This is a genomic window from Chryseobacterium edaphi, from assembly GCF_025628985.1.
Taxonomy (GTDB): Bacteria; Bacteroidota; Bacteroidia; order Flavobacteriales; family Weeksellaceae; genus Chryseobacterium; species Chryseobacterium edaphi.
In genome coordinates, this window is the sequence record NZ_JAOTEM010000001.1 from 1,616,287 (window position 1) to 1,640,215 (window position 23,929).

Sequence of the window (23,929 nt, forward strand, 5' to 3'; positions counted from 1 at the left end):
AATGTTATTTTTACTTAATGAATTGCTTAAAAGTACTGAAAAAATCTATCATAGACAGCCAATTATACGTCTCTTTGATGGGAACTTTTTTCGCAGTATTTTTCATGCTTGAGCAAAACACATTCCGATTTCCGTCTGTACTTTTGATATTTATAACGTATTTCAGTGGATATCTATATACGAAATATCAGAAAACCAAACATTTTCCTTATATCTTGATTTTAAATGTAATGACGGGAATAATTTCTGCAGTTTTGATTATTTTTAACCATAACGAAATTCGATTGGTAAAATGGTTTGTCATTGTAGTTTTAGGATTACTGTACAATAGCTTTTTTCTCGAAAATTATATAAGAAAAATCCCTTTATTGAAAGTGTTTTATGTAGGTTTGGTCTGGGCTTTGGTAAACTCCTGGCTAACTCTACCTGAATTTAATTTTCCCATATTTCTCATCAGTTTCTTTTTTGTGACAGCACTCGTTTTACCTTTTGATATTCGCGATATGAAAAGTGATACCGTTCAGACGTTTCCAAAATTAATTGGAGTTCAAAACACAAAATATCTTGCCTACATTTTGGTTTTTGCTTCAGCTATTTTATCTGTTTTTTATCTTAAAATTCAATTTTCACTTAGCTTTTTTTTAACCTCCATCTTTACATTTATTTTGATTTACTATTCTAAGAATTCTAATAAAGATTCATATTATTCTTTTTGGGTAGAAAGCTGTTCGGGCTTGCCGTTTCTGTTTTTAATTCTGTCCGAAAAGTTTTACCTTTACTGAAAATTTGGTGTTATGGAAAATATTGAAATCTTAAGAAGTAATCTTGTCGAAAAAATTTTTTCAACTAAAAACATAAACCTTTTGCAGGCAATTGATGATATTCTTTCATCAGTAAGTACAAAAGATGAGCAATATACATTCTCCGAATCTCAGAAAGAACTTCTTTTACTAGCTGAAGAAGATATTAAATATGGAAGAACTATTACGGATGAAGAACTTCGAAAATTAGACGAAGAATGGATGAAGTAAAAATTATTTGGACTAATATAGCAATTGCGCAAAGAAATAAAGTTTTTGATTATTGGAATAACAGAAATAAAAGTACTACCTATTCGAAAAAAATTAATATCGCTATTTACGAAAAAATTGATGTTTTAAAAACTAACCCACTTGTAGGAAATTTTGGAAATTTAAAACCTTTTAGAGTCTTATATTTAGGAAATTTCAGTCTCGTTTACAGATATTCAGAATCTGTCATTTATATCATTGCGTTTTGGGACAATCGTCAGAATCCTAGCAAATTAAAGAAACTTCTAGGATTATGATCATCAAAAAACTCACCCTTTACAATTTTAAAAACCATTCTGAGAAAAAGTTTGAGTTTTCTCCACAAATTAATTGCTTTGTAGGAAATAATGGTGCCGGAAAAACCAATATTCTTGATGCACTGCATTATTTATCGGTTGGGAAAAGTTTCTTAGGTAACACCGACATTAATAATATCAAAACGGACGAAGATTTTTTCACGATCGACGCTGAAATCCAGAACGAAGACAGCGAAGACAGCATTAAAATATCCCAACCCAAAGAAGCCAAAAAGATCATTAAAAAAAATGATAAAAGCTACGATCGGATGGCAGATCACATCGGTTATTTACCAAGCGTAATGATTTCGCCATACGATTCAAACCTGATTTCTGATTCGGGAGAAAGTCGCAGGAAGTTTTTAGATTCTATGATTTCTCAGACTGATTCCGGGTATCTCTTTGATTTAATTCAGTATCAGAAAACCATTCAGCAAAGAAATGCTTTGTTGAAGTATTTTGCAAAAAACAGAGTTTGGGATAAAGATTCTTTAGAAATCTATGATGATCCGATCACTAAATCCGGAACGAAAATCTTTGATAAAAGAAAAGAATTTGTCGCAAAGCTTAATCCTATTGTTCAGAATTTTTATGAGATCATTTCTGGTGGGAAAGAAACGGTCTCTGTAATTTACGAATCTCATTTATTTGAAGATTCTTTTGAAAATTTATTAAATGAAAGTTTAGATAAAGACAGAATGTTGACTTACACTTCAAAAGGAATTCATAAAGATGATTTGCTTTTCGAAATGGACTCTGTTTTAATAAAAAAAATCGGTTCCCAAGGACAGCAAAAATCTTTTTTAATTTCGCTAAAACTGGCTCAAATGAGTTTAGTAAAAGAACTCACCGGAAAAACTCCGATTCTTTTGCTGGACGATATTTTTGATAAATTGGATGATACTCGCGTTGCACAGTTAATTAAATTGGTTAATCAGGAAAATTTCGGCCAGATTTTTATTACTGATACGCACAGAGAACGTACGGAAAGTGTGGTGAAGAAAATCAATGAGGAAAGTATAATTTTTGAAATATAAAATTTATGAAGAAAATTTTATATTTAATATTCATTTTCTGTTCATTTATCATTTTTGGACAAAAGAAATATTCTACTAATGAAATTTTGAAAATTTTTCCATTTAGTAAAGCAACGAAAGTAAAAATGATTTCCTATAATAAAGATTTTTTAAGTGAATTTCCAATTCCATTACCCCCAATCGGACATGGAATTGATTCTGCAACAATTAAAAAAATGATGGCGGAACAAAAATTTCCTATCAAACTGGAAAATATTTTAGGCAAAGAAAATCTAAACGGAATTGACCAATCAAAAACTCTTAATTTTAAAGAAATTTTTGAATTATCAAAATTACTCTACAACACTTGCGGTAAATTTTCAAGTGATTTGCGGGAAGCAAATAAATGTTTTTTTCCTAGGAATGCTATTCTATTTTACGATGAGAATGATAAAATTTTTGAAATTCTTGAAATTTGTTTTGAATGTCAAAGAATACGATTCACTTCAGAAAATTCATTAGAAATAAACGAAATGTGTCTTAACTTTTATTCTCAATTAGAAAAACTATTCAAAGACAACGGTTTTCAAACACAACCAATCAGAAACTATTAATGAAACGAAATAAAAAACGCGAATTTCAATCCTCGGAACTGGTAAAATCTTTTGCGAGAATTTATGGTTTTGAAGATAAATTATTGGCTTTTGAAATTAAAGATTTTCTTGAAGAATATCTTGATGAAAGCTTATTTAACGAAATTGAAAGTGTAAATATCGAAGAAAAAATAATCACCATAAAAATAGATTCTCCGTTATTGAAAAGTGATTTTAAAATGCGTAAAAGCGTTTATCTAAAAAAATTTCAGGACAAATTTGGTAAAGATAAATTTAATGATCTTCAGATTTTGTAGGAATTGTATTCTGCATCATATTAGAAGTTTTATGATCAAAAGTCGAACGCAACGGAATGAAAAATTTCAACGGATTCTTTAAGAAATACCTAAAAATTTCTTTATAAATTTCACTTACCTCACCGAAATTTAATTTTCTCGATCTGAACGCTAAAAACATCGACAAACTGAAACTTACCAAAAAGTTGAAGAAACCAATAATGAAAACCGTAAGCAAGGCAATCCAAAAAGTATAAGAATCTACACTGAAATCTTTTCCGTATAATCCCAAAGCGAAATTTCCTGCCGCAAACGTAATGTGGCGAATATCAAGATCTAATCCGAAAAACAAACCAATCGGGGCGGTTGCTCCTAGGAAAACCCCAAACCAAAAATTCGAAACGATTCCTGCCCAGTTTTTAGCATAATATTTTGAAAGACTTTTGGCAAATTTAGCTCCAAAAACCCTTTTAATAGATTGATTTTTAGCAATTCTATCCGGAATCTGAAAAAAGATCGAATTGTTACCAATATTTCCGGAAATAATTCCAGAAATAAAGAGATAAAAACCTGCAATACTTGCATGAAGAATCGCTTTTGAGTTAAACGGATCAAGATCTTTCAACAATTTTTCTGATTTTTCAACCGCTAAATTTTGGGAGAAAAACACATCCAAACCATAAATAATCGCCAATGCGATAGGGAACGCAAGCAAAACATTTCCGACAAATGCTATAAATTGACTTCTGAATAATTTGGAAACCAAATCTGCAAATTCAATATTGTTTCTATTGGAATTCCCCTGCTCCGAAAGCACTTTGGTCATTGTCGCAGCCGTCATAGCAGGCTGCTTTGTTGCCAAAGTAAATCCCATCAGATAAATCATCACAAATCCCATTGCGTAATTCAGCGAGTATAAAAATGCATGGAAAAAATCACTTCCGGGCATAAAACCATATAACATTTTCAACACACATAAAGCACCTACAATAATTCCACCACCACTCGCTTTGTAAAACATTTTCATGTATTGTTTGCGGTTGGATGTGATGTAGTGACTTCCCGTTTCTGCAGTGTGATTGGTAATAAGGTGAGAAATCATTCTCGTGCTGTCGTTGAAAAGCTCTGAAATATTATTCTTATGAGATTTATAACTTAAAATATTCAGCATTAATTGTTTAGACTTAATAACAACATCTTCATCGCTATCAATAACCAACAAATTTACAATCTCATAAATTCTCTGAGTCTGTTGACGTATTTTTAAAAGAGCCTGATTGATTTTTCCTGAAATACCGTATTTAGAAGAGTTTTTAAAAGCAATATTCACAAAGTCATGGCATTGCTCAATATAAATTTTGATCTGCTTATATCTGCTGTCTTTGGAAGTCAACTGAATATCAGGATTTATCTTAAATTCTTCAGCCAAAGCTTCGAGCTCATTTTGTAAAGCCAAAAACGGATTGTCAAAATTTTTGTATTCGGGAGCCATTCTCACGACCTCAACTTCAAGAGCCATCCCGGTAACACGCCATGAAAGAATATTCATCGAAAAAATAAGTTCTCTTTTTACTTTTTGTCTTTGAATAAAATCTGAAATACCAAGAATATGAAAAAACTCATTTATTTCATTTTCAGGAAGATTATGGAGATATTCCAAATCTTTTTTGGGTCTGAAGCTTATATTATCAACTAAGTACCAAACCGTATTTTCGTTTTCTACAGGTGGTAGAACTTTATTAAGAATCCGTTTTTTTAATTCAGGGAAAAAGGCATTCTCTGATAAAATATTTGCCTCAGTAAGAGATAAATTGAATGGTCTTCCTACAAAAATATTGTGAATATAATATCTGAAATTGTCTGCCAAGTCAGGATTTGCCTTAAAACAATTGAGAACATCAGTAAAATCTGCTTTCTTTATGCTTTCCAAAAATTCGGCAAAGGCTTCCAGAGAAGAGGTTTCGTTCTTAAAAGAAAAATATTTTTTAAGAACAGCTTCAAAATTTTTTGTACTTGTACTGAGAAATTTCATTAGTACAAAGATACTATTTCAAACTTACATTTCTCATTTGTCGCATAATCCAGTTGTGTTTCTTTCTCAGATATGAAGATGGGTTTTTGGGATCGTATTTTTTAGGATTGGGCAAAACAGCTGCAATCCAGGCTGCTTCTGAAGTATTCAGATCTTTTGAAGGTTTCCCGAAGTAATATTGTGACGCAGCCTCAATGCCAAAAACACCCTGTCCCATTTCAATAGAATTCAAATATCTCTCAAGAATGATGTCTTTACTCCATACTTTTTCGATGATGAAAGTATACATCGCTTCAAGCCCTTTTCTGATCCAGCTTCTTCCCTGCCAAAGAAAAACATTTTTTGCAGTCTGCTGAGAAATTGTACTTCCTCCTCGCAGTTTTTTGCCTTTTTCATTGTTCTTCATCGCTTTTTCGATCGCTGTATAATCAAAACCGTTATGATTAAAAAACTTTTGATCTTCGGACGCAATTACTGCTTTTTTTACATTATTTCCCATATCATCATAAGAAATATAATCACGATTGAGCTTTCCGTACTCGAAAAGTCCGCCAATTTGTGTAATGGTGATGGGTGGATTAAAAAATCTTCCCCAGATGATGAATACTACGTTCAGAACAAGAACGATAAAAATGAATTGCTTTATTTTCTTCCACATATGCTAAAAAACTACTGCAAAAATAAAAAAATCCCGCGATCTATTGTAATTCTTTCATATAAGTCAGCTGATAATCGGGCAAAAGTTCTGGGTGAAAGATCTTTATATAATCTTTCAGGATAAGATCGGCACGAACTACTCCACTTTCAAAAAAATCATTTGATTTCTGTTTTTCCTTTGCTGTAACACCATAGATTTTACCTTTATTGAAAACTTCAAGTTTACAGTAGTACGGATTGATATTCAGCAATTCCTGCTTTGAAAGGTGATTTCCTGCATTGACCCAATATTGAGTCTGTTTAGATTTTGAATATACCTCTTCAAAACTCATGGTTACAGCCTTTTCTTCAAAATTATCTTTTAAAATATAATCTGCGTTGGCATCAGCAATATAATTCGCAGTGAATGTTTTACCGCCCGGCAAATACCAAATATCGCCGTATATTTCGTTGGCTAAAACTTTCGGTTGCGATTTTGATGTTGAAGCCAATTTTCTTAAATCATTATAATTTTTCTTAATTTCTTTGTATTTCTTTTCTGCTAATTCTTCCTTTCCAAAAAGTTTACCGAAAAGTTTGAGGTAAGCTGTTTTCTCTAAAGGCTTTTGTTCCATATACTCATCTAAAAATATAACCTGAATCCCGTTATTTTTTAAAAGTTGATAAGTATTGTCGAAACTTGCGATATAATTAGTGAAAATCGCATCCGGTTTTAAGGAAATAATCTTTTCAATATCATATTTTTGTTCGTTTCCTACAGTTTGAATTTTCCCCTGTGTTATTAAATGATTAATTTTTTCTGAATAAATATATTCCGGACTTGAAACTCCAATCACTGAATTTTCTACATCAATCTCAGAAATATAACCTAACAAGCTGGAATTTAGTAAAATAACTTTTTTCAGAGGAATTTGGTCAGATTTAAAATCATATTTAAATTTTCCCGACTCGAAATGAAAATTATCGTCATTTTCTTTATAATTCAGCTTTGATGACAAAGAAATGACATCAGACTGTGATTTTTTTTGTTCTTGTTTACAGGAGATTACCGACAAAAGTGCAATAATTAGTAAAAAATTCAGTTTCATCTTTCAAAGAAAGCAAAAAAGTCTTATATTTGCAAACCTTTAAATAAGGCCTCGTGGCGCAACTGAATAGCGCATCTGATTACGGCTCAGAAGGTTACAGGTTTGAATCCTGTCGAGGTCACAAGACCGACATTTGAAGTTTTTTCACTTCTTTGTCGGTTTTTTTTATTTCCTAACTCTTTGTTAATCAAAGCAATATTACCGGCCAAACTGTTGATTTTTGTGGTTTGAAAATACTCACCATCGAAAGTTAACTTTTCAGGATATATCAAACCAACGATTGCTCTTTTGTCAATTGTATTTGCATTATTATATCTTTCAGAGATGTTTATAATAGAGGAATAATCTCTTAATTTTACCGAAGTGTTCAAATAATCTCACTTTATCTGCATAACTTAAAAAAGTGCCTTGACCACTGAAATGCACTTTAGGATTTTCCTTTTCTTTATTTTTCAATATAAAATTTATTGTTTCCAAAGCTTCTTTATGTTGGTCATTAATTACATATAAATTAATAAAGTATATAAAGCCCATCCACTATAACTATCACTTTTTTGTCTGTTACGTGGGTGTAAAGCTAAATCCCGCAGATATTTGGCCTCATTAATAGCTTTGTCTATCTCAAGCATAATTTTATAAAACCACATCCGGTTTAGACATAAGTCTCTGCTTCAACAATATCATAATTCTCATTTTTAATAAATTATTGTAAATGTATTAAAGTCAGCATTGAATTCATCAAAATAAACTTTTCTTTATGCTTCACTTAATAAGTCAACTTTTAACGAAAATATATTATCCTGTCTGACAGAATCGGTTATCCATGACGTGGACTTGGCTGACCGAAAGCATAACTTGTAAGTAGTAGAGAAATTAAAATTACTAGACTTTTCATCTTGATATGATTACATTTTGTAGCTTTTATTTAAATTAATCAAATTGGTAAAGCTATTTTTTAACCGTTTTTATTTCCCAAATATTATCTTTCTTTAAAAGCCGTATTTTGTCATTTGAATTAAAGATAGAAATGTTGGGTATCTTACTCATATTGGTCGATCCGGACAATTTTAAGGTATTTAACTCAGAATTCATTTCAATCGAGTTTAAGCTTTTACAGGTGAATAAAAAATCAACATTTTCAATACGCGGACAATCGTCAATTTCAATTTTACCGATTTTATTTTCACAGGAAGATCCTGAAATAGTTTTTAAACTTCTACAGTTACTTATTCGCAAATTTCGAATACTTTTGAAAGAAAATACACCGGAAATATCAGTTAGATCAGGAATGTTATCAAGAGATAAATAGTCTAGTGAAATATTTTCAAAATTGCCTTGAAAAACCTCTAAGTGAACATAGGATAATTTAAGCTCTTTGAGCTCAGAATATAGTTTTAGGTTATTCATATTTTTTATTATCACTTTATCATCTTTCTCATGATGCAAACTTCCGGCATCAATTTTAATTTTTTTTATGGTAAGCGGTAAATAATCCGGAATTTCATCGATATGCGTCAGACTGCCTAAAGTAATTTCTTCCAGATGACGAAGATTTTTAATATTCCGAACGTCTGTTTTAAAATTTTTAATTTTGTTGTCATATGTTCTGCCATTTGAGCCTTGTTCGATAATCAATTTTTTGATCAAATTCTGTTTGCTGAATTTAGGAAATTCTTTAAGATAAGCTACTTTAAAGATTGAAAGCTCTTCTAGTGAGTTTAAATTTCTAATTGCATTGATATCGTGCAGGTTCCCGCAATCTCCGATGTACAGATAAGAAAGAGCATTTAATTTTAAGTCTTTAAATGACAATGTTTCTCCTTCATATCCGTAAATGCTTAAACTTTTTAGATTGGGAAACTCATTTAAGAAAGATAAATCGTCATTTTTAACATTGTAAAAATTCAGTGTAAGGGTTGTTGTGTAAAAGAAATTTTTAAATTCTTTAGGTATTTCCCTAAGATTATAGAGCGTTAGTTGCAAACGGTCTGAATTTTTAAGTTTTGATATTTTAGTTAGATCAGATGTAGAATCAATAACAATAACGTCAGCGCCTAAAAAGTTTTCATCACTGATTTTGTCGATATTTCGATATACCGGACCAGGTTGGCAAAAACCATGAATGTTAATAATTAAGAATAAGAAAGTGAATATAATTTTCATTTCAGAATGCGTTTTTTTAGTTGACAACCAAAGTTAAATTGTTATTACTCGTATTCCTGCTTGTATTCTTTGCGCTGTAAGGTGTGGTAAGCCAGCCATTTTTATTCATTACAAATCTGAATTCATAGGTTTTCCCCCTTTCGAATTGAGATGCAGGCAGAACCAATTCAAAAGTATTTCCACCTCTGGAAATCATTTGATAAACTTTATTCTCAGAATTCCAGTTGTTGAACGAACCGGCGACAGACATTTTTAAAATCGCTTCCGTATTTAAATTTCCGGGAATATTGTAAGTGAAAATTACTTTGTCATTTTCAATACGATAACCATAAATTTTCTTTCTGATATTCGGCTTCTTTATGATATCATTTATCACCGATTCCTCGCTTTCCAGATAGGGATTTGCCAAATGTTTATCAACCAGTCCTGCGATATGATTAGCAATAAGATAGAGAGGTGGATAAGAATTATAACGGTAGCCGTTTGACATAAAAATGACCGATAGATTCTTATCTGGAAAAGTGCTGTAAACACTGACATTGCCGCCTGAAAAACCATAAGACATTATACCTCCCACTTTTGTAATTTCCCAGCCGTGAGTAAAAGAATCATGCTTATTGCCGTAATTAAAAGGTTTCCACATCAACTTTTTCGTATCGTCCTTTAATAATTGATTTTTATTTAACTGAATACTCCACCGTAAAAGATCAGGTAGCGAAATTGCCAATCCGTTAGCCGAATGCGACCTTGTACCTCCTATGTGTTGTAGTTTTAGATAATGTTTGAGAGAATCGTTGTAAACATATTTCTGAACACGATTTGGTATTTGTGCAAGAGAATTTGAAGAAAATATTACCTTCTTCTCAGCGTCGTAAAATTGATTTTTCATCACGTAATCATCAAATGTTTGCCCGCTAATCTTTTCGATAATCATACCCAATAGCATAAAATTCGTCTGATTATAGCTAAACTGATTTCCAGTTTCAAATTCCATTTTTTCCTTTGACAATCTTTCAAAAACCTGATCATTAGATGAATCGGCAAGTATGTCCTCATAACGGGCAAAATCTGGAATGCCTGAAGAATGGGACAAAAGATTTTCTATTCTCACATCCCGCCATTTTTCAGGTAGACCTTTTACATAATTTGAGATTTTATCATTTAGAGAAAGCTTTCCATCTTCAATCAATTGAAAAACTGCGACACTTGCAATTAACTTGGTTGTAGAATAAATTCTGAAAAGAGAATTTGAATCTACTTCTTTATTAGACTCCAGATTTTCTCTGCCGTAGTATTTCTCAAAAACAATCTTATCATTTTTTACAATCCCGACCGCTAATCCCGGGATCTCAAAAGTATTCATTGCGTCTACAAGATAATTATCAATTAATTTCGTCTGCTTCGTTTTCTGACAAAAACCTAATAGTGAGATATTTGTAAGTAATAGTATTAATAATTTTATTTTCATAATTGATTAATTTTAGAACGAGGACAATTCTGCCATCACTATATCACAGTGTACAATTGGTATTACATTCGTTTGTCATTAAATGTCAGTTTTTTATAAGATTAATTCATCCGTAATGTCTCCAGAAAATTTATGTTTATAATTTAAACGGCTTTTGCTCTGTTGCTACTTACCGAAAAATAATGAATATCGCTGCTGAAATTTGAAAAACATTATAGAGCTTAATTAAATAGATATTAATATATGAAAAATGAAATGACCAATCTTAAAAATACTGAAAACCTGTATCGCCGCCAGTAAAAGTTTTCCTTCAAATATTTTACAGAGACAAGCAAATAAAATACAGAAGAATCCCACCAGTGAAATTTGTAATAATTTGATAATGTAATTTTTAAAAATCATTGTTTTATGATCTAATGTCTAATTCAAAATATAATATTGTCTTATGGAATATTTGTAAACAGCATTATGAGCAGTCCAATTACTGCTACAGTGGTGATAGCCTTATCCATACTTATGAGTGGTTTGCGTTTTATAAAAGCATATGGCAACATTACTAAACCAATAAAAATAAAAAAGTAAGACCATTTGCTGTCTTCATCTGAAAATTTATTTCTTAATTCGATCTCAATGTAGTTTTGGCCATTCTTTCCAAGTCCGTAAACATTGTTGTAATTGTTCCAAATGGTGCTTCCATTCAAATCTCCAACTTCGGATTTTTTTACTTTAAGTTCTATTTTTTCACCGGAAACAATATTTTTCTGAAGAGAACGGTGATCGGTTGCCTTGTACTCCATTGCTGTGATTTTAAATTCACGCTTATATTCTTTGGTTTTAAGAATTATATCACTGTAATCAGATGACTTAATCTTATAATGACGATATTTTGGAGAGCCTTGAAGTGTCACGTAAATTGTGCTCAGTTCATTGTCAGATAAAGAATTGTTACGAAGAGCAAGATAAAGAAAAACCAATATGATTAATGACGATGTAGCCAAGATGAAAACTCGTGTACCTTTTATCATTGATTGATCACGTGTATTTTTTGTTTCATTGTGTCGTCGTTTGTACTTACTGTTCCGGCTCATAAAATTAATGTATTTGTCCCCTGTATCTCCATTGTTGTAGAATAACCAAACCTTTCAGCTTCTTCAATTGCAGTTTATCGCCATCGCTTCTTCCACCGACCCAATATCAAAAACCAGTGTATTGTGATTTCCACTAAGCATTGCGGGCATGTAGTTATCATACCTGGTATAATCTAAGATCTCCTGATTATTGGTATAAGTGATACAGGTATTTGAGCTTTCAAACTTTAAGACAACTCTTAACGTCTTGCCATAACTATAAGAAAAAGGAGGTACAATTCCTTTTTCAAATCCTTCCGCTTCAAGATAGTCAGTATGGGATTGTTGTGGTTCTATTTCAATTACCTCAATGATCTGATTACTTTGATCGTAAAGAATCAAACTTACTTTTGAGGCCGTTGAATTACTGTACTGGTATTCTGTTGTTATAAAGTATTCAACCTGCTGATCACAGGAAAATAGCATAAACACAAGAGGGAGAAAATATTTTACGACTTTTTTCATTTATTTCTATTTCTTATTAATTAATAGTTAATTGCTCTATTGCAAAGATTCCTAAGGACTGCCTTATTGTATTCCATTATTGTAACAGTAATACGCAAAGCACATAATCAAGGCTCTTTGAGCAATCATTTTTCATTGTATTTTTTACAAACAAGAACTATTATTGATGATCATATTAAAAATTAATGCATGTTAGATCACTGCAATTTTTGCTGTAAAATTAATAAAATAAATCATTAAGTAAAGAAAAGCTTTAAAATGAATAATTCACCATTAAAAAAGTGAATTATTCATCTAATACCTTATAAAAATATCAAATTTTTATATTTATTTGAATAATCAAAAATATATTACTAATATTACCAAAATAATTTGATATATAAATAATATTTATTTTATTATGTAAATAACTGTTTATTAGATCATTAAAATAAATAATATGGATATAAAAATGCATTATTTTGTAATTATTTCACTATAAAATGATAAAATATCATTCAAATTTAATTTTTTGCTATTACTTTTTAGTCATGAATTATATTACAAATAAAAATTATTTAACAAAACTACTCATCATTACTTTCATTCCCATATGACTCAGATCTATCCCTTTCATTACCTTATTAGTTCTAAAAAGAACGGACATTTCAGTCAGTGGATCCGTTCTTTATTCTCATTCTGGCTATGAGATTTATATTCATCCCAACAATACCGAAAACTTGATTTGTTTAAAGAATATTATTTTTTTTGGCGAATGTTTCGATTTTGAAAATCCGGCACACAGTAATAAGGAGATCGTAGAATATCTTCAAAAATGTGATTTTAAGGAAAAGATTGATAAGATTGAAAGGCTTTCGGGATTCTTTATCATTATTTTTTCAGAGAACAGAAATACGTATGTTTTTAATGACGCAACAGGTCAATTGGAAATTTTCATATATCAAAAAGATAGCGATCTATATATAAGTTCTCAACCAAATCTTATAACACATATTTCTAAAAAAACGGATTACCATGATAATCTACCATCTTATATTGCCAATGAAAAAATAAATATTTTCAGCAGAACGCCTTACAAACATATTACAAAGCTAATCTCAAATTTTTATTATGATGTAAATGAATGCAAGTACTCCAGAATTCCGCGGACCGATTATCTTCCCAAACTTAGCAATTACCAGGTAGCTGGTTTGGCGCTTGGGATACTTCAAAATTCAATTGTTAGCATGGCGTCCAGAAAGAAGTTAGGAATAGCAGTTACGGCAGGTTGGGATTCAAGAATATTATTTGCATCATCACTTTTCAGTTCAAAAAACATTAGTTATTATGTGTTAAATCATCCGTCAGAATATGGCAAACAGGACGTAAAAACAGCTCGGGAAGTTGCTGACTGTTTCGCAAAAAAATTAAATATTATAGATTATGATTTAGTCTCCGCAAAGTGTGAGAATGAAAGTATAGATTTATGGAAAGATGACAAAAAGATCCGGAAGATATCGAATGTGATGAATAATCATTATCCGAATACATACCTCATAAATGGGAATGTTAGCGAAATTGCCAGAAACTTCTACGATCCGCTTCCCAATAAATTATCAGTGGATGATGTTTGTTATATTATAGGAATTAAAAATGGAAATTATGAGAAAGAAGCTGTTTCAGAATGGTTAAACAAGGCAGATCCTAATGTTCATTTGCTAGATTCAATTTATTGGGAGCACAAAATGCCAAATTGGGCCGGTAGTAACAAATCTATTTCAAATACATGCAATACCATTATATCTCCATTTAACAACAGATACTTATTGAATTTGCTGCTTTCAACAGACCGGAGGGACAGAGACAAATATTTTCATAAAATCTATCTTTTAATACTGGAAATGATCGATGAAAAATTGACTAAAATTCCGATCAACCCTACTGAAAAGAACCGTCAGATTTGTTTGATGAAACGTCTTCACATATACCCTGCATACAGATATCTATATTTTAAGAGTAGGAAGCTGAAGTTTTAGCTTTTTCAATTCAACTTAAAATTAGAAACTGAAGACTTCATCTAATTAACAGTTTAGCAAATTTTTATAGATTCAAATAAATAAAAGATATACTATGAAATTAAAAAAAAATCCTGATTCTAAATTTTCTTTTATTCAACTTTATTATTTTCGGACAGGAAAATATCACAGAAAAAATTCAAGGTCGACGGAGGCTTTGAATTTAGAATTGTTCCTTTTAATTTTAGAAATGCAATATTCAGATTTACAAATTACTGTGTAAAATATTACCCTGAACAACAATTACCAACTTTCAAATTATAATGTCCTCCGCAGTTTAAATTCAATTTCCAATTCTGACGGATAGCCTATTTCAAAATGTTTTCAACCTAGGCTTTCTTTAGCTTGACTAACGTTCTTCTTGTGCTAAAATGCTGCTTTCAGTTATGCGGATTATCAAATACACTAATTCTGATCTATGTAAATTGCGTTATACAGCAACACCAAATACTATACTATATTATAAAAAAACTTAAGAGTAAAAATAAAAACGATGAAATACCTTTTAGCCTTCATTTTCATGTTTATGATAAGCAGTGATCTATATGCTCAACAAAGTATAAAAATTGACGAACTATTGACGACCTACGAGAAGATGAATCAATTCAGCGGTTCAGTACTTATTGCAGAAAAAGGAAGAATTATCTTAAAAAAAAGCTATGGTTTTAAAGATGCGGAAGCCTTCAAGAAGAATACAAATGATAGTCAGTACAAAATTTTTTCAGCTACAAAAATGTTTACTGCTACAGTAATTTTGAAAATGGCAGAAGAGAAAAAGATTTCTTTAGATGACAAACTTTCAAAATATTATCCTGACTTTCCGAAAGGAGATAGCATCACAATAAAAAATATGCTTTCACACACATCGGGAATATCAGAAACTGAAGATACAGAAAACACCAAAAATGAAGAAACTTTTGTAAAATACATTTCCCAGCAGCCATTGAATTTTTCTCCGGGAAAAAACTGGAGCTACTCCAACTCCAATTATTATTTACTGGGATATATAATTAAAAAAGTCAGTGGTTTAGAGTATAATGAAGCTATCGAAAATTTGATTTTAAAGCCCCTTAAAATGACTGCAAGCGGATTTCATTTTAATGATCTCAATAGTATAAACAAAGCAACAGGTTACGAATTCATTGATGGAAAAAATTCTAACAGGGCGCTGCTTTTTAAAACTGACCATCCTTTTGCTGCCGGCGCAATGTATTCTACGATCGACGACCTGTATAAATTCAGCGAAGCATTGTATAGCGGTACAATACTGACAAAAAAGAGTGTTGAGATGATGTCTACGCCATACCTTAATGACCATTATGGTTTTGCTCAGGAGATTTACCGCGTCAGAAACTCTACTGCAACACAGATAGGTCATGGTGGCAGTGGCCCCGGTTTTAAATGTAGATTTTCAAGGGATCTTAAAAATGATATTACCATTATCATACTCACCAACTCAGAGATGATCTCAGGAAAAGCAGTAGATAATATTACCGATATAATCTACAACAAGTCTTATACTGCAAAAAGCAGTAATAGAACAACAATAGAAGATTTGCAAAAATTGCAAGGTATCTACTCCTTCGAGTCACAAAATTATTACGTCAATGTTGTCAACAAAACTGTAATTTTTAATGGCAACGGTATTCCAAGACTGCCTTTATCGCCTGTCAGTAAAACTGATTACAAACTTTTTGAAAATTTTAAACTCAGGTTTAATGCAGATGTTAAAGGAAATATAGAATCGGTCAGGATAATCAACGGTCAGGAAACAAAAACCGCTTAAAAAGTATCTGGCAAGTTGAACTGGGGAATCATTGGCAATGCCACTTCCGAAGGTTGGGGTGGAAAAGACATTATTATGAGTGTAAATCCTGAAAATTCTTGCATTTATTATTTAAAGAAAGTTAAACTCTCGAAAGGAGACTTTAGATTCAGAATGAATAATGATTGGGGAAACAGTATCGGATTAAATCTGGACGGCAGTTTGGTCTATGATGGGTATAATCTCAAAATTTCAGAGGATGGGCTTTACGATGTTGTTTTGGATATAAGTATCAAGTCTAAACCAAAATATTCAGTTGAAAAATTGGATTGAAATAGATCCGATTTTTTTCTTTATTTTCTACAATTAAAATTTTTATTATCGCGCAAAATGACTTCATTTTTTAATTGATTTGTAACTACAGTAGTAATCGTTTTGTGAAATTAATATTAACCTCAGACTTTTTGAAGCTTTGCAGAGGAGCATAAAGACAGAAGTTCTAACTAGCACAAATGTAAGCAAAACCATTTTTTCTATGTACTAATTTACATAATACAAGCAAGAAATGGTTTATTAAATTAAAAGAATGAAGAAGGATTTCTGTAATAGTTTACTTTTAGACAAAACTTTACTAGATGAAACATAAATATTTTCAATTTTTTTATTTATTTTTTGTAGTAAATTAAAAGTAGATCATTTCCAATAGTTGCTTTATATGAATTAACTTCTGCTCCGACAATTAATTTATTTCGTAACTTTTTTAAATTGAATTTGTCTTTTTTGAAAATCTCAATGGCTTGAACAGGTTCCTCTTTTTTATCATCAACTCCAATCAGGATAATTCTTTCTTGTGTAAATAGATTTATTTTGTTGTCTGAATCTATGCTGTTCATGTAAATGTTAAGAAAATCAATTGAGGCTTTTTCTTTAGATGAAATATTTATAATTTTATGTCTTCGTAATCCGTAAGTTCCATATGTTTGAATATCTTTATTCTCTGTTGAATATTTCTGGTCGTATTTAAACTTTCCGATCAGTAATTCAGTTTTGGATTGGCTATTAACGGAATTTGAATTTAGTATAGCAAACAGGTTGATTTGGTTTTTTATCAAATATATTTTTTCATCTTTCGAAGTCTGAAAATTCTTGAACAGATGCTGCGTTTTATTTTCACTAAAAATAGTATTCCAAATAGAATCCTTTTCTTTTTTACTCAAAACATAAGTATTTATATACAAAGAAGGAGAAAATGATGATTCAGGTTGTGAACCTTTGCCATTTAAACTTGAAATTACATTGACTAACGAATTTTTTGCTACCAATAGTGAATCCTGTCCGAAAACGAAATGAGACAGGAACAGTAGAGAAAAGAATAGGTAAAGTTTAGTTTTAATTTTTCGGGTTGACTTAATCATTTTATTTAGGCTTTTAAAATTATTTTTTACCACTAAATTTTATAAATAATGCAATATCATTTAGTTTTTTATAAATTACCAAATCAAAAATTGGATTGTTTGAATGTAAGGCTTAGCCTATCCAATCTTTTTTCTTTGACAAAGCAATGTGGAATATAGTTTTAGCACTTATAAATCATTTTAGGGTTTAACCATCCTTCTAAACTATTGTTTACAGCGTTTACAGCGTTGATTGTATGCTAACGAGTGCACACATGCATTGCTCATTTCCTCCTCCAATCAACCCGTGAATACTACAAATTATTTTTGTCAAAAAACACCAACTATTTTTGATCACATTATAAAAAAAATACTTAATTCTCTAAGAAAAGTTGTTGAAGGTTGGGTCGCATCATATTCTCGAAGTTGAGGAAAATAGAAGTTCAACCTAACGAGAACCAGCCATTTTTTTTGGCTATTAACATAAGTCTTTTATAATTTTCCATTATCAAAAACCCCTTTGCAATTGCTACTATTATATTTTTTATTTGAAACTCTTAAATTCTGATTACCACTTATTTCAAGACATCGAATTTTAGAAAGAAAATTTAAAGACGGTAAGCTTTTAATTGCAGAAAAATAAATATATAATTTCTCTAGATTAATAGATTGTTCAATATTTCGAATGTCAGTTAGATTATCAGCTCTCCAAATAGTTATTTCTTTTATATCTTTTGTGAGAGTATTTGGAAACTTCTTTATCGAAGACTCGAATAAGAAAAAGATTTTAAGCTTAGTTAATAAAGAAAGATTGCGGAAATTAAATTTTTCTTGAACATATCCAAGCTCTAATTCTTCAATATTATTTTGAAAAGTGAATTCAGGAAGATATTTTAAATTTTTGGAGGATAAATCTAATTTTTTCAAATTAATCATATTTTCTATTCCAGAAGCGTTTTTGTATTCACCAATAATCATTAATTCTTCAATATTTTGAAGATATTGAAACCCTTTTGGAATTTGATCATCAGAGTAATTCAGGATAGTTAACTTACTTAAATTTTTCAATTTTCCCAATGCTGAAACGTCCTTTAGATTATTGGACACTATGATTAAATATTTAAGGTTATCAAGTTTCGAAAACTCGTCAGGGACTTTGTCTAAATCAAAATGCAAAGCTAAATTTTCTAGACCATCTAGAATGCTTAATTTTTTCAGATCCGTTCCGTTATTAATAGTAATGTATTTTATTTTGCAATCTGAGTTTAGGCATTTATCAATGTCTGTTTGTGTCAGATCATTCAATGAACCGCCGACTTCAGACCAACCAGGTTGTGCAAAACAATAAGTATTGAATGCTAGTAGAATGAATAATATGGTATATTTGGCTTCTGTTTTCATAAGATTTCTGCGAACTTACTTATATATCCGCTACATCATAGCGCAAATCCAACAAAAATAGAACGGATATGCGAATATTTGTGAGTAATATTTTTTGCTAAAATAATATTATTTCTTGTTAAGTATCGTTCCGAACATTTAATAAATATAAACTTATTTTTCAGCCTTCATAGTCTTTATTTCTTCATCTGTATGATGATCCAGAATTTTAGCATACCGGTAAAAGGTTGCTCTAGTCAATGCGAATGGTTTATAAATATCTTCCGGACGTAGTGTTGGATCTTTATAAATCGAACGTAGAAGAAGGAGCTTCGAAATTATTTCTGCTGTGTACCCCTTTGGTCTTCCACCGGTTCTCCCTCTAGCTCTTGCCGATTGTAATCCCGCATTAGTACTTTCTCGTATCAACTCTCTTTCATATTCAGCCAGAGAAGCCATCGTTTTGTGAGATTATTTGAAAAAATTTGCCTTTAATTCTTTTTGTTTCTACCCAACCATAAATTCTATTCAATATAACATTGGATATTTCAATCATCACAATTACAGCTTCCAACTTAGAGTGGTAAGAAATCTTATTATCTGTCTTTCCAATAAAAGTTTTCAGAGTATTTTTTCTTTCTGATGCTAAAGTCGTTGCATTTAGTATATGTTTATTACTGAAATGTACAAAACCGGATGTTTCATTATAAACATTTTCAATCCAAGGAAGTTCTTCCGAAGCCTTTTCTTTGAGATTTGCATCAGTCATTTTCTTTCCGTTTCGGTCTTTAATATTTCTAATTGTAGCTCCCATCCAAACATCTTTAGCAAAAGCGTGCGGTTCTTTGACTAACAATGCGGCTAAAAGTCTTAAATAATTATCAAGATGAGAGCTAACCAAATGCGAAGCTGAAATAAAATTTGATGAATTTATAAGGGTTTCAAAGCCAAAAATAAGAGATGAACTCCTATTTAAAATACCTAAATATAATAATCGAGTGCATACAATCCTTTTCCACTTTTAAAGTCAAAGATGTTTATAGATTAAAAATTTTTAATCTAGCATGTAAATCAATATTCTTAAGGAAAAATTTCAATTGTTTAATTTTTTACTAAAAATTAAGATTCATTTTTCATACGTCAAGTTTTGTCGCTTCCAGCATTGATATTTGCATCATGATAAACAAACAAAATGAAACTTGATATTAAAAATTAAGGTGGAAAATTTGGCCCGAAACCACCTAAAAAAATAAGGCTAAAACTTGAAGTAAACTCTACTAAAAAGAACCTTCAAATCTTAACCCTTATAAAATCAAACAAATTTAAGAAAATGTCAACAAACAACAATGCGTCTCAGACGTTATTCAGATTTGTGAGTTTAAGAAACCCACAACTTACAGAAACAAAAAGAAGAAATCTCGGTTTTATTCATCGTCCATCTGGAGCGAAAGGAATTTTCGATGATGCAGTTTCATCAAGAAGCGACAGAACTTTAAAACTTCAGGCTTTATCTTCTAAAATCATAGATTTTACTCCTTCAGCTATTAAAACAGAAAAGGAATTAGAAACAGGAGTGTTTGCAACTCTTTTGGTAATCGGAAGAAAAATTTCAAAAAAAGAAACTCTTTCTAAATGGGATTGGGAATATACAAAAGAATATTACAGTTCTCTGATCGACAGCAATAAAGAATTGACTTTAGATGCTATGAAAATTTTTGATAATCTTTGGAATAATCTTATTTATCAAATTGTCAGTCAGAAAGATTTTTACGTAAAAGAAGCAATTAGCCATATTTTAAAAGCGATTCATATCGGTTTTGCACAGAATATGGACATCAATGAAGATGTATTGAAAGCAAATGGTGATAAAAAGCCTTTAGATAATGCACTCAATGGTAAAATAGTAATGCCGAAGTATCTATTTCTGGAAGAAGATAATCTAAGCACTGGAAATAATGTGGCTTTAAAATCAGAAGCTTCTGCAAATGTATCACTTGCTCCGAAAGATTTGGAGAGATTAAATTCTGTTGCCAAAAACGATTTGATTGTTACAGAATCTTTATTGAGAAAAGAGAAACTTGAAAAGCTAAATTCAGAATTACAAAAACTTCAAAAATCATATCATAAATCGAGTGAGAAAGCTTATCAAACAGAATATGAAAAATATAAAGATAGCTATCGAAAAGAATTAGAAGAATACGAAAAAATTTCTGAACAGATCGATATTTTACTCGAACAGAAAGCTTCTGAAGAAGAATTACAGAGATTATATAATCACTTAAAAGAATTAAATCTTCCGAGATTTGTATTTTCATATAAAAATGAAATTACTCTTTCTGATCTTCAGGAAAAGTTATCTCCTGAATCATTAGATTTATTTATTGAACTATGCTCAGCTCAGGACATCAACGAAAAATTTCGTTTAGAAATACAAACAAATGCAAAACGTCAAGTAATATCGGACACGGAACTGAGAATTGGGGATCAGTATCTTCAAATTGATGAAAGTTTTGACACTTACAATGAAGTAATTTCTCACGTTCAGAACAATATTGCTGAAACTATGCAAACTGCTTTAGATAAAGCAACTTTTGAACAGACACAGTATGCAAATATTGGAGGAGCTTTAATTCCAATAGTAAATGCACGATCAATAACTCATTTAGCATATAATTTACAGGCAGTATGGTCAAGATCGATTTTTATTCCTAATAATGGATTTATTAATTTCTCTTTTGAAGTACAGGATAATTCTTGGAGTGTTGCCAATGCAAAAATATTATTAGAATCTAATACCGGCGTTCATCAGGAAACAATAAGTAATATTTCTGTGCTTAATAATATGATTAGTTTTCCGGCGATAATGGTCAATAAATTTGCATCTATTTCAAAAATAAGAATTGATATTTATTTTAATAATGGAAGTGAAGCTTATCTGGAATTATTAAAAATTCCTAATAATCAATTATTAACAGGAATTCTTACATTAAAAGAGCGCACAGAAAACCCGATAAAAGATTCTGAAGAAACTTACAAAAGAAAGAATTTCGGAATTAAAAGATTGGGAGTTGCCGATTTCCTTAAAGTTGTACAAAGTGTTCATGCTTATGTTCCGGGAGAGGTTTCGAATATCGAAAATGTAATGGCAAGTGAATTAAGACATAAATCTTCCGTTGCAAGAGATTACTCTGAAATTACAGACACAACATCAAAATCTCAGGAAACAGAAAAAATTTCTGACACTTCTAAAACTTCAAGAACAGACATGCAGACCGAAGTTGCTAAAGAAGTAGAAAAACAACAAGCTATTACAGCCCATACAAGAGCAACTTACGGAGGATACGGAATGTCATTTGAAATTGGTGCAGAATATGCAAACAATACTGCGCAACATGACAGTACGAGACAGGCTGTAATGAAATCTCAGGAAATTACGGAAAGAGCCATGGAAAGAGTTCTTACCAAAATTTCTGAAGAAAGAGTTCAAAAAATCATTAAAGAGTACACAGAAACTAACGTTCACGAATTTGACAACCGAGGAAAAGCTCTTACAACCAATGAACCGCCTCAACACATCACAGGAGTTTACAGATGGATTGATAAGAAAATGAAAAACCAGATTTATAATTATGGTAAACGTAACATGTTTGAATTTATGGTTCCTGAGCCGGCAAGATTACACAGATTGTCTTTAGCTGTATCAAAAGGACAGGTTCTTACAGCCCCTATCGATCCAAGAAAAGCTGACAGACCTTACAATATGCCGGATCCTAAATCTGCCACAAAAGCTTTATTACAATATTGGGCTCAGATTTACGGTGTAAAACTGACAGATCTTCCTAAAGAGGATGCTGAAATTTATCAAGAAATTAAAGGAAGACCAAACTCTACGGGTTCATTCGGAGCAGTCGGAACTCCTATAAACATTACGCCTAATTATGCTGCCAAAACAATGAAATTAGGATTTTATATGAATAGAAACTCTTCATGGCACAATAGTAATTTCTATTGCAGCAACGGAAGAGGCGGTGACAGGGATTTAAGTTTTGGTGGAAAAATTAATCAGGGTACAGTAATGGAAACCGGATTAAATATCGAAGGAGCATTTAATTTCTTATACAGAGGAAGAAATATTGAAGATGTAACTCTTAACGTAACATTATATTGTAAATTATCTGACACATTTATGCAGACTTGGCAACAAGAGAATTTCAATTTAATCATTACAGCTTACGAAGAAGCGTACAAAAAATTCCAGGAAGAACAAGCCAGACTCGATGCCGAGCAAAAAGAGAAAGAAGCTGCAGCCAAAGAAAAAACAGGAACTTTCTACAGATACATGGAACATGATGTTCTTAAACATAACTGTATCGCTTATCTCTTACAAGATTATTTGAGTGTTTTAGGACAAGTAATGACCAACGGAGCAGAGAAAGATACTGTAATGGAAAATTATCAGGTTTATTTAGGTGAAGATCTTGATAAATATACTGCTCTTGCGAAATTTATGGAACAAGCTTTTGAGTGGGAAATTATGGATTATACATTCTATCCATACTATTGGGCAAATCGTAAATTGTGGCAGGAAATGTACGTTTCTGAAAGTACAGATCCTTTATTCAGAAGTTTCTTACAAGCAGGTATGGCAAGAGTAATTGTTACTGTAAAACCAGGCTTTGAAGATGCTGTCAATTTCTTCTTAACTACAGGAAAAATCTGGAATGGTGGCGAAGTTCCTGTAATTGGAGATCCGATGTACATGTCTATTGTTGATGAAATGCGTCAACCAACAGGAAAACCGCAAGGAAAATACTGGATTACGAGAGTTCCCACAACACTTACGATTATTCAGGATAAATCTACAGGATTACCGGTCGATCAACCGTTACCGATTTTCCCGGAATTAGATTCTGCTAATTGTGAAAATCCTTTAGAATTAGAGACTAAAACCAGCTTTGAACCGAGAGATGTTCAATTATCTCATGGTACTGTTGATAATAGCACATTAGACTAATCAAATGAACGAAATGGCGGTTTACTGCCGTCATTTCTATTTTTTAACGAT

Annotated in this window: 22 protein-coding genes and 1 tRNA gene; 11 read left to right on the forward strand and 12 right to left on the reverse strand. The window is 31.2% G+C overall.

What is annotated here, in order from left to right:
* The first annotated feature begins 17 nt into the window (after positions 1-17).
* Genes NZ698_RS07545 through NZ698_RS07570 form a run of 6 tightly spaced genes read left to right on the forward strand, consistent with a single transcriptional unit; the run spans position 18 to position 3,292 of the window.
* Positions 18-782, forward strand: coding sequence for a UbiA prenyltransferase family protein (locus NZ698_RS07545; RefSeq protein WP_263002464.1), 765 nt, complete (start codon positions 18-20; stop codon positions 780-782).
* Positions 783-794: 12 nt separating this feature from the next.
* Positions 795-1,031 carry a hypothetical protein gene (locus NZ698_RS07550; RefSeq protein WP_263002465.1) on the forward strand — a complete coding sequence of 79 codons (237 nt, stop codon included), beginning with the start codon at positions 795-797 and terminating at the stop codon, positions 1,029-1,031.
* On the forward strand, positions 1,019-1,327 hold the full coding sequence (locus tag NZ698_RS07555; protein ID WP_263002466.1) for a type II toxin-antitoxin system RelE/ParE family toxin: 309 nt from the start codon (positions 1,019-1,021) through the stop codon (positions 1,325-1,327). Before NZ698_RS07550 ends, NZ698_RS07555 begins: the two co-directional genes overlap by 13 nt.
* The gene (gene recF / locus NZ698_RS07560) at positions 1,324-2,403 is read left to right on the forward strand and encodes a DNA replication/repair protein RecF (protein WP_263002467.1); all 1,080 of its coding nucleotides are present in this window, start codon (positions 1,324-1,326) and stop codon (positions 2,401-2,403) included. Before NZ698_RS07555 ends, recF begins: the two co-directional genes overlap by 4 nt.
* 5 nt (positions 2,404-2,408) lie before the next feature.
* The gene (locus NZ698_RS07565; RefSeq protein WP_263002468.1) at positions 2,409-2,996 is read left to right on the forward strand and encodes a hypothetical protein; all 588 of its coding nucleotides are present in this window, start codon (positions 2,409-2,411) and stop codon (positions 2,994-2,996) included.
* Positions 2,996-3,292 (forward strand): hypothetical protein, encoded by a 297-nt coding sequence (locus NZ698_RS07570; RefSeq protein WP_263002469.1) that lies wholly within the window; start codon positions 2,996-2,998, stop codon positions 3,290-3,292. The genes NZ698_RS07565 and NZ698_RS07570 overlap by 1 nt, the downstream gene beginning before the upstream one ends.
* Here NZ698_RS07570 and NZ698_RS07575 read toward each other — a convergent pair.
* The 3 genes from NZ698_RS07575 to NZ698_RS07585 are packed head-to-tail and all read right to left on the reverse strand — an operon-like array spanning position 3,270 to position 7,048.
* Positions 3,270-5,303: a transporter-like protein gene (locus NZ698_RS07575; protein WP_263002470.1), complete on the reverse strand. Its 2,034-nt coding sequence runs from the start codon at positions 5,301-5,303 to the stop codon at positions 3,270-3,272. The two genes, NZ698_RS07570 and NZ698_RS07575, sit on opposite strands and share 23 nt — an antisense overlap.
* A 13-nt stretch (positions 5,304-5,316) precedes the next feature.
* Positions 5,317-5,961, reverse strand: a complete 645-nt coding sequence (gene mtgA, locus NZ698_RS07580; RefSeq protein WP_263002471.1) for a monofunctional biosynthetic peptidoglycan transglycosylase — start codon at positions 5,959-5,961, stop codon at positions 5,317-5,319.
* A gap of 40 nt (positions 5,962-6,001) precedes the next feature.
* Positions 6,002-7,048 (reverse strand): ABC transporter substrate-binding protein, encoded by a 1,047-nt coding sequence (locus tag NZ698_RS07585; protein WP_263002472.1) that lies wholly within the window; start codon positions 7,046-7,048, stop codon positions 6,002-6,004.
* Between the two features lie 47 nt (positions 7,049-7,095).
* Between NZ698_RS07585 and NZ698_RS07590 the strand changes: the two genes are divergently transcribed.
* Positions 7,096-7,169: transfer RNA gene (locus NZ698_RS07590), tRNA-Arg, on the forward strand.
* Here NZ698_RS07590 and NZ698_RS07595 read toward each other — a convergent pair.
* From NZ698_RS07595 to NZ698_RS07615, 5 genes are all read right to left on the reverse strand, one after another.
* Positions 7,135-7,419: a hypothetical protein gene (locus tag NZ698_RS07595; protein ID WP_263002473.1), complete on the reverse strand. Its 285-nt coding sequence runs from the start codon at positions 7,417-7,419 to the stop codon at positions 7,135-7,137. The two genes, NZ698_RS07590 and NZ698_RS07595, sit on opposite strands and share 35 nt — an antisense overlap.
* 577 nt (positions 7,420-7,996) lie before the next feature.
* The gene (locus tag NZ698_RS07600) at positions 7,997-9,211 is read right to left on the reverse strand and encodes a hypothetical protein (protein WP_263002474.1); all 1,215 of its coding nucleotides are present in this window, start codon (positions 9,209-9,211) and stop codon (positions 7,997-7,999) included.
* A 16-nt stretch (positions 9,212-9,227) separates the two neighbouring features.
* A complete protein-coding gene (locus tag NZ698_RS07605) occupies positions 9,228-10,679 on the reverse strand; it encodes a serine hydrolase (protein WP_263002475.1) in 1,452 nt (483 codons plus the stop codon).
* A 443-nt stretch (positions 10,680-11,122) separates the two neighbouring features.
* A complete protein-coding gene (locus NZ698_RS07610) occupies positions 11,123-11,704 on the reverse strand; it encodes a hypothetical protein (RefSeq protein ID WP_263002476.1) in 582 nt (193 codons plus the stop codon).
* A gap of 126 nt (positions 11,705-11,830) precedes the next feature.
* Complete coding sequence (locus NZ698_RS07615; protein WP_263002477.1) at positions 11,831-12,271, reverse strand: hypothetical protein; 441 nt, start codon at positions 12,269-12,271, stop codon at positions 11,831-11,833.
* A 719-nt stretch (positions 12,272-12,990) separates the two neighbouring features.
* Here NZ698_RS07615 and NZ698_RS07620 point away from each other — a divergent pair.
* The 3 genes from NZ698_RS07620 to NZ698_RS07630 all read left to right on the forward strand — a co-directional run bounded on the left by NZ698_RS07620 (position 12,991) and on the right by NZ698_RS07630 (position 16,423).
* Positions 12,991-14,286 carry a hypothetical protein gene (locus tag NZ698_RS07620; RefSeq protein ID WP_263002478.1) on the forward strand — a complete coding sequence of 432 codons (1,296 nt, stop codon included), beginning with the start codon at positions 12,991-12,993 and terminating at the stop codon, positions 14,284-14,286.
* Positions 14,287-14,818: 532 nt separating this feature from the next.
* Entirely contained in the window at positions 14,819-16,111 is a 1,293-nt protein-coding gene (locus tag NZ698_RS07625; RefSeq protein ID WP_263002479.1) for a serine hydrolase domain-containing protein, read from the forward strand.
* 15 nt (positions 16,112-16,126) lie between these two features.
* Positions 16,127-16,423: a cadherin repeat domain-containing protein gene (locus NZ698_RS07630; protein WP_263002480.1), complete on the forward strand. Its 297-nt coding sequence runs from the start codon at positions 16,127-16,129 to the stop codon at positions 16,421-16,423.
* 332 nt (positions 16,424-16,755) lie between these two features.
* On the opposite strand, the gene NZ698_RS07635 is transcribed toward NZ698_RS07630, so the two are convergent.
* The 4 genes from NZ698_RS07635 to NZ698_RS07650 form a co-directional block, all read right to left on the reverse strand.
* Positions 16,756-17,412, reverse strand: a complete 657-nt coding sequence (locus tag NZ698_RS07635; protein ID WP_263002481.1) for a hypothetical protein — start codon at positions 17,410-17,412, stop codon at positions 16,756-16,758.
* 564 nt (positions 17,413-17,976) lie between these two features.
* Positions 17,977-18,885, reverse strand: coding sequence for a leucine-rich repeat domain-containing protein (locus NZ698_RS07640; protein WP_263002482.1), 909 nt, complete (start codon positions 18,883-18,885; stop codon positions 17,977-17,979).
* 153 nt (positions 18,886-19,038) lie between these two features.
* Complete coding sequence (locus tag NZ698_RS19515; protein WP_368407651.1) at positions 19,039-19,323, reverse strand: hypothetical protein; 285 nt, start codon at positions 19,321-19,323, stop codon at positions 19,039-19,041.
* Positions 19,307-19,720, reverse strand: coding sequence for a hypothetical protein (locus NZ698_RS07650; protein WP_263002483.1), 414 nt, complete (start codon positions 19,718-19,720; stop codon positions 19,307-19,309). The genes NZ698_RS19515 and NZ698_RS07650 overlap by 17 nt, the downstream gene beginning before the upstream one ends.
* Positions 19,721-20,194: 474 nt before the next feature.
* Between NZ698_RS07650 and NZ698_RS07655 the strand changes: the two genes are divergently transcribed.
* Positions 20,195-23,878 carry a hypothetical protein gene (locus NZ698_RS07655; RefSeq protein ID WP_263002484.1) on the forward strand — a complete coding sequence of 1,228 codons (3,684 nt, stop codon included), beginning with the start codon at positions 20,195-20,197 and terminating at the stop codon, positions 23,876-23,878.
* Positions 23,879-23,929 lie beyond the last annotated feature (51 nt).

Excerpts from the sequence above, each read along its gene's own strand:
- NZ698_RS07545 (WP_263002464.1), top strand. The coding sequence starts at position 18 with ATGAATTGCTTAAAAGTACTGAAAAAATCTATCATAGACAGCCAATTA.
- NZ698_RS07550 (WP_263002465.1), top strand. The coding sequence starts at position 795 with ATGGAAAATATTGAAATCTTAAGAAGTAATCTTGTCGAAAAAATTTTT.
- NZ698_RS07555 (WP_263002466.1), top strand. The coding sequence starts at position 1,019 with ATGGATGAAGTAAAAATTATTTGGACTAATATAGCAATTGCGCAAAGA.
- recF (WP_263002467.1), top strand. The coding sequence starts at position 1,324 with ATGATCATCAAAAAACTCACCCTTTACAATTTTAAAAACCATTCTGAG.
- NZ698_RS07565 (WP_263002468.1), top strand. The coding sequence starts at position 2,409 with ATGAAGAAAATTTTATATTTAATATTCATTTTCTGTTCATTTATCATT.
- NZ698_RS07570 (WP_263002469.1), top strand. The coding sequence starts at position 2,996 with ATGAAACGAAATAAAAAACGCGAATTTCAATCCTCGGAACTGGTAAAA.
- NZ698_RS07575 (WP_263002470.1), bottom strand. The coding sequence starts at position 5,303 with ATGAAATTTCTCAGTACAAGTACAAAAAATTTTGAAGCTGTTCTTAAA.
- mtgA (WP_263002471.1), bottom strand. The coding sequence starts at position 5,961 with ATGTGGAAGAAAATAAAGCAATTCATTTTTATCGTTCTTGTTCTGAAC.
- NZ698_RS07585 (WP_263002472.1), bottom strand. The coding sequence starts at position 7,048 with ATGAAACTGAATTTTTTACTAATTATTGCACTTTTGTCGGTAATCTCC.
- NZ698_RS07600 (WP_263002474.1), bottom strand. The coding sequence starts at position 9,211 with ATGAAAATTATATTCACTTTCTTATTCTTAATTATTAACATTCATGGT.
- NZ698_RS07605 (WP_263002475.1), bottom strand. The coding sequence starts at position 10,679 with ATGAAAATAAAATTATTAATACTATTACTTACAAATATCTCACTATTA.
- NZ698_RS07610 (WP_263002476.1), bottom strand. The coding sequence starts at position 11,704 with ATGATAAAAGGTACACGAGTTTTCATCTTGGCTACATCGTCATTAATC.
- NZ698_RS07615 (WP_263002477.1), bottom strand. The coding sequence starts at position 12,271 with ATGAAAAAAGTCGTAAAATATTTTCTCCCTCTTGTGTTTATGCTATTT.
- NZ698_RS07625 (WP_263002479.1), top strand. The coding sequence starts at position 14,819 with ATGAAATACCTTTTAGCCTTCATTTTCATGTTTATGATAAGCAGTGAT.
- NZ698_RS07640 (WP_263002482.1), bottom strand. The coding sequence starts at position 18,885 with ATGAAAACAGAAGCCAAATATACCATATTATTCATTCTACTAGCATTC.
- NZ698_RS19515 (WP_368407651.1), bottom strand. The coding sequence starts at position 19,323 with ATGGCTTCTCTGGCTGAATATGAAAGAGAGTTGATACGAGAAAGTACT.
- NZ698_RS07655 (WP_263002484.1), top strand. The coding sequence starts at position 20,195 with ATGTCAACAAACAACAATGCGTCTCAGACGTTATTCAGATTTGTGAGT.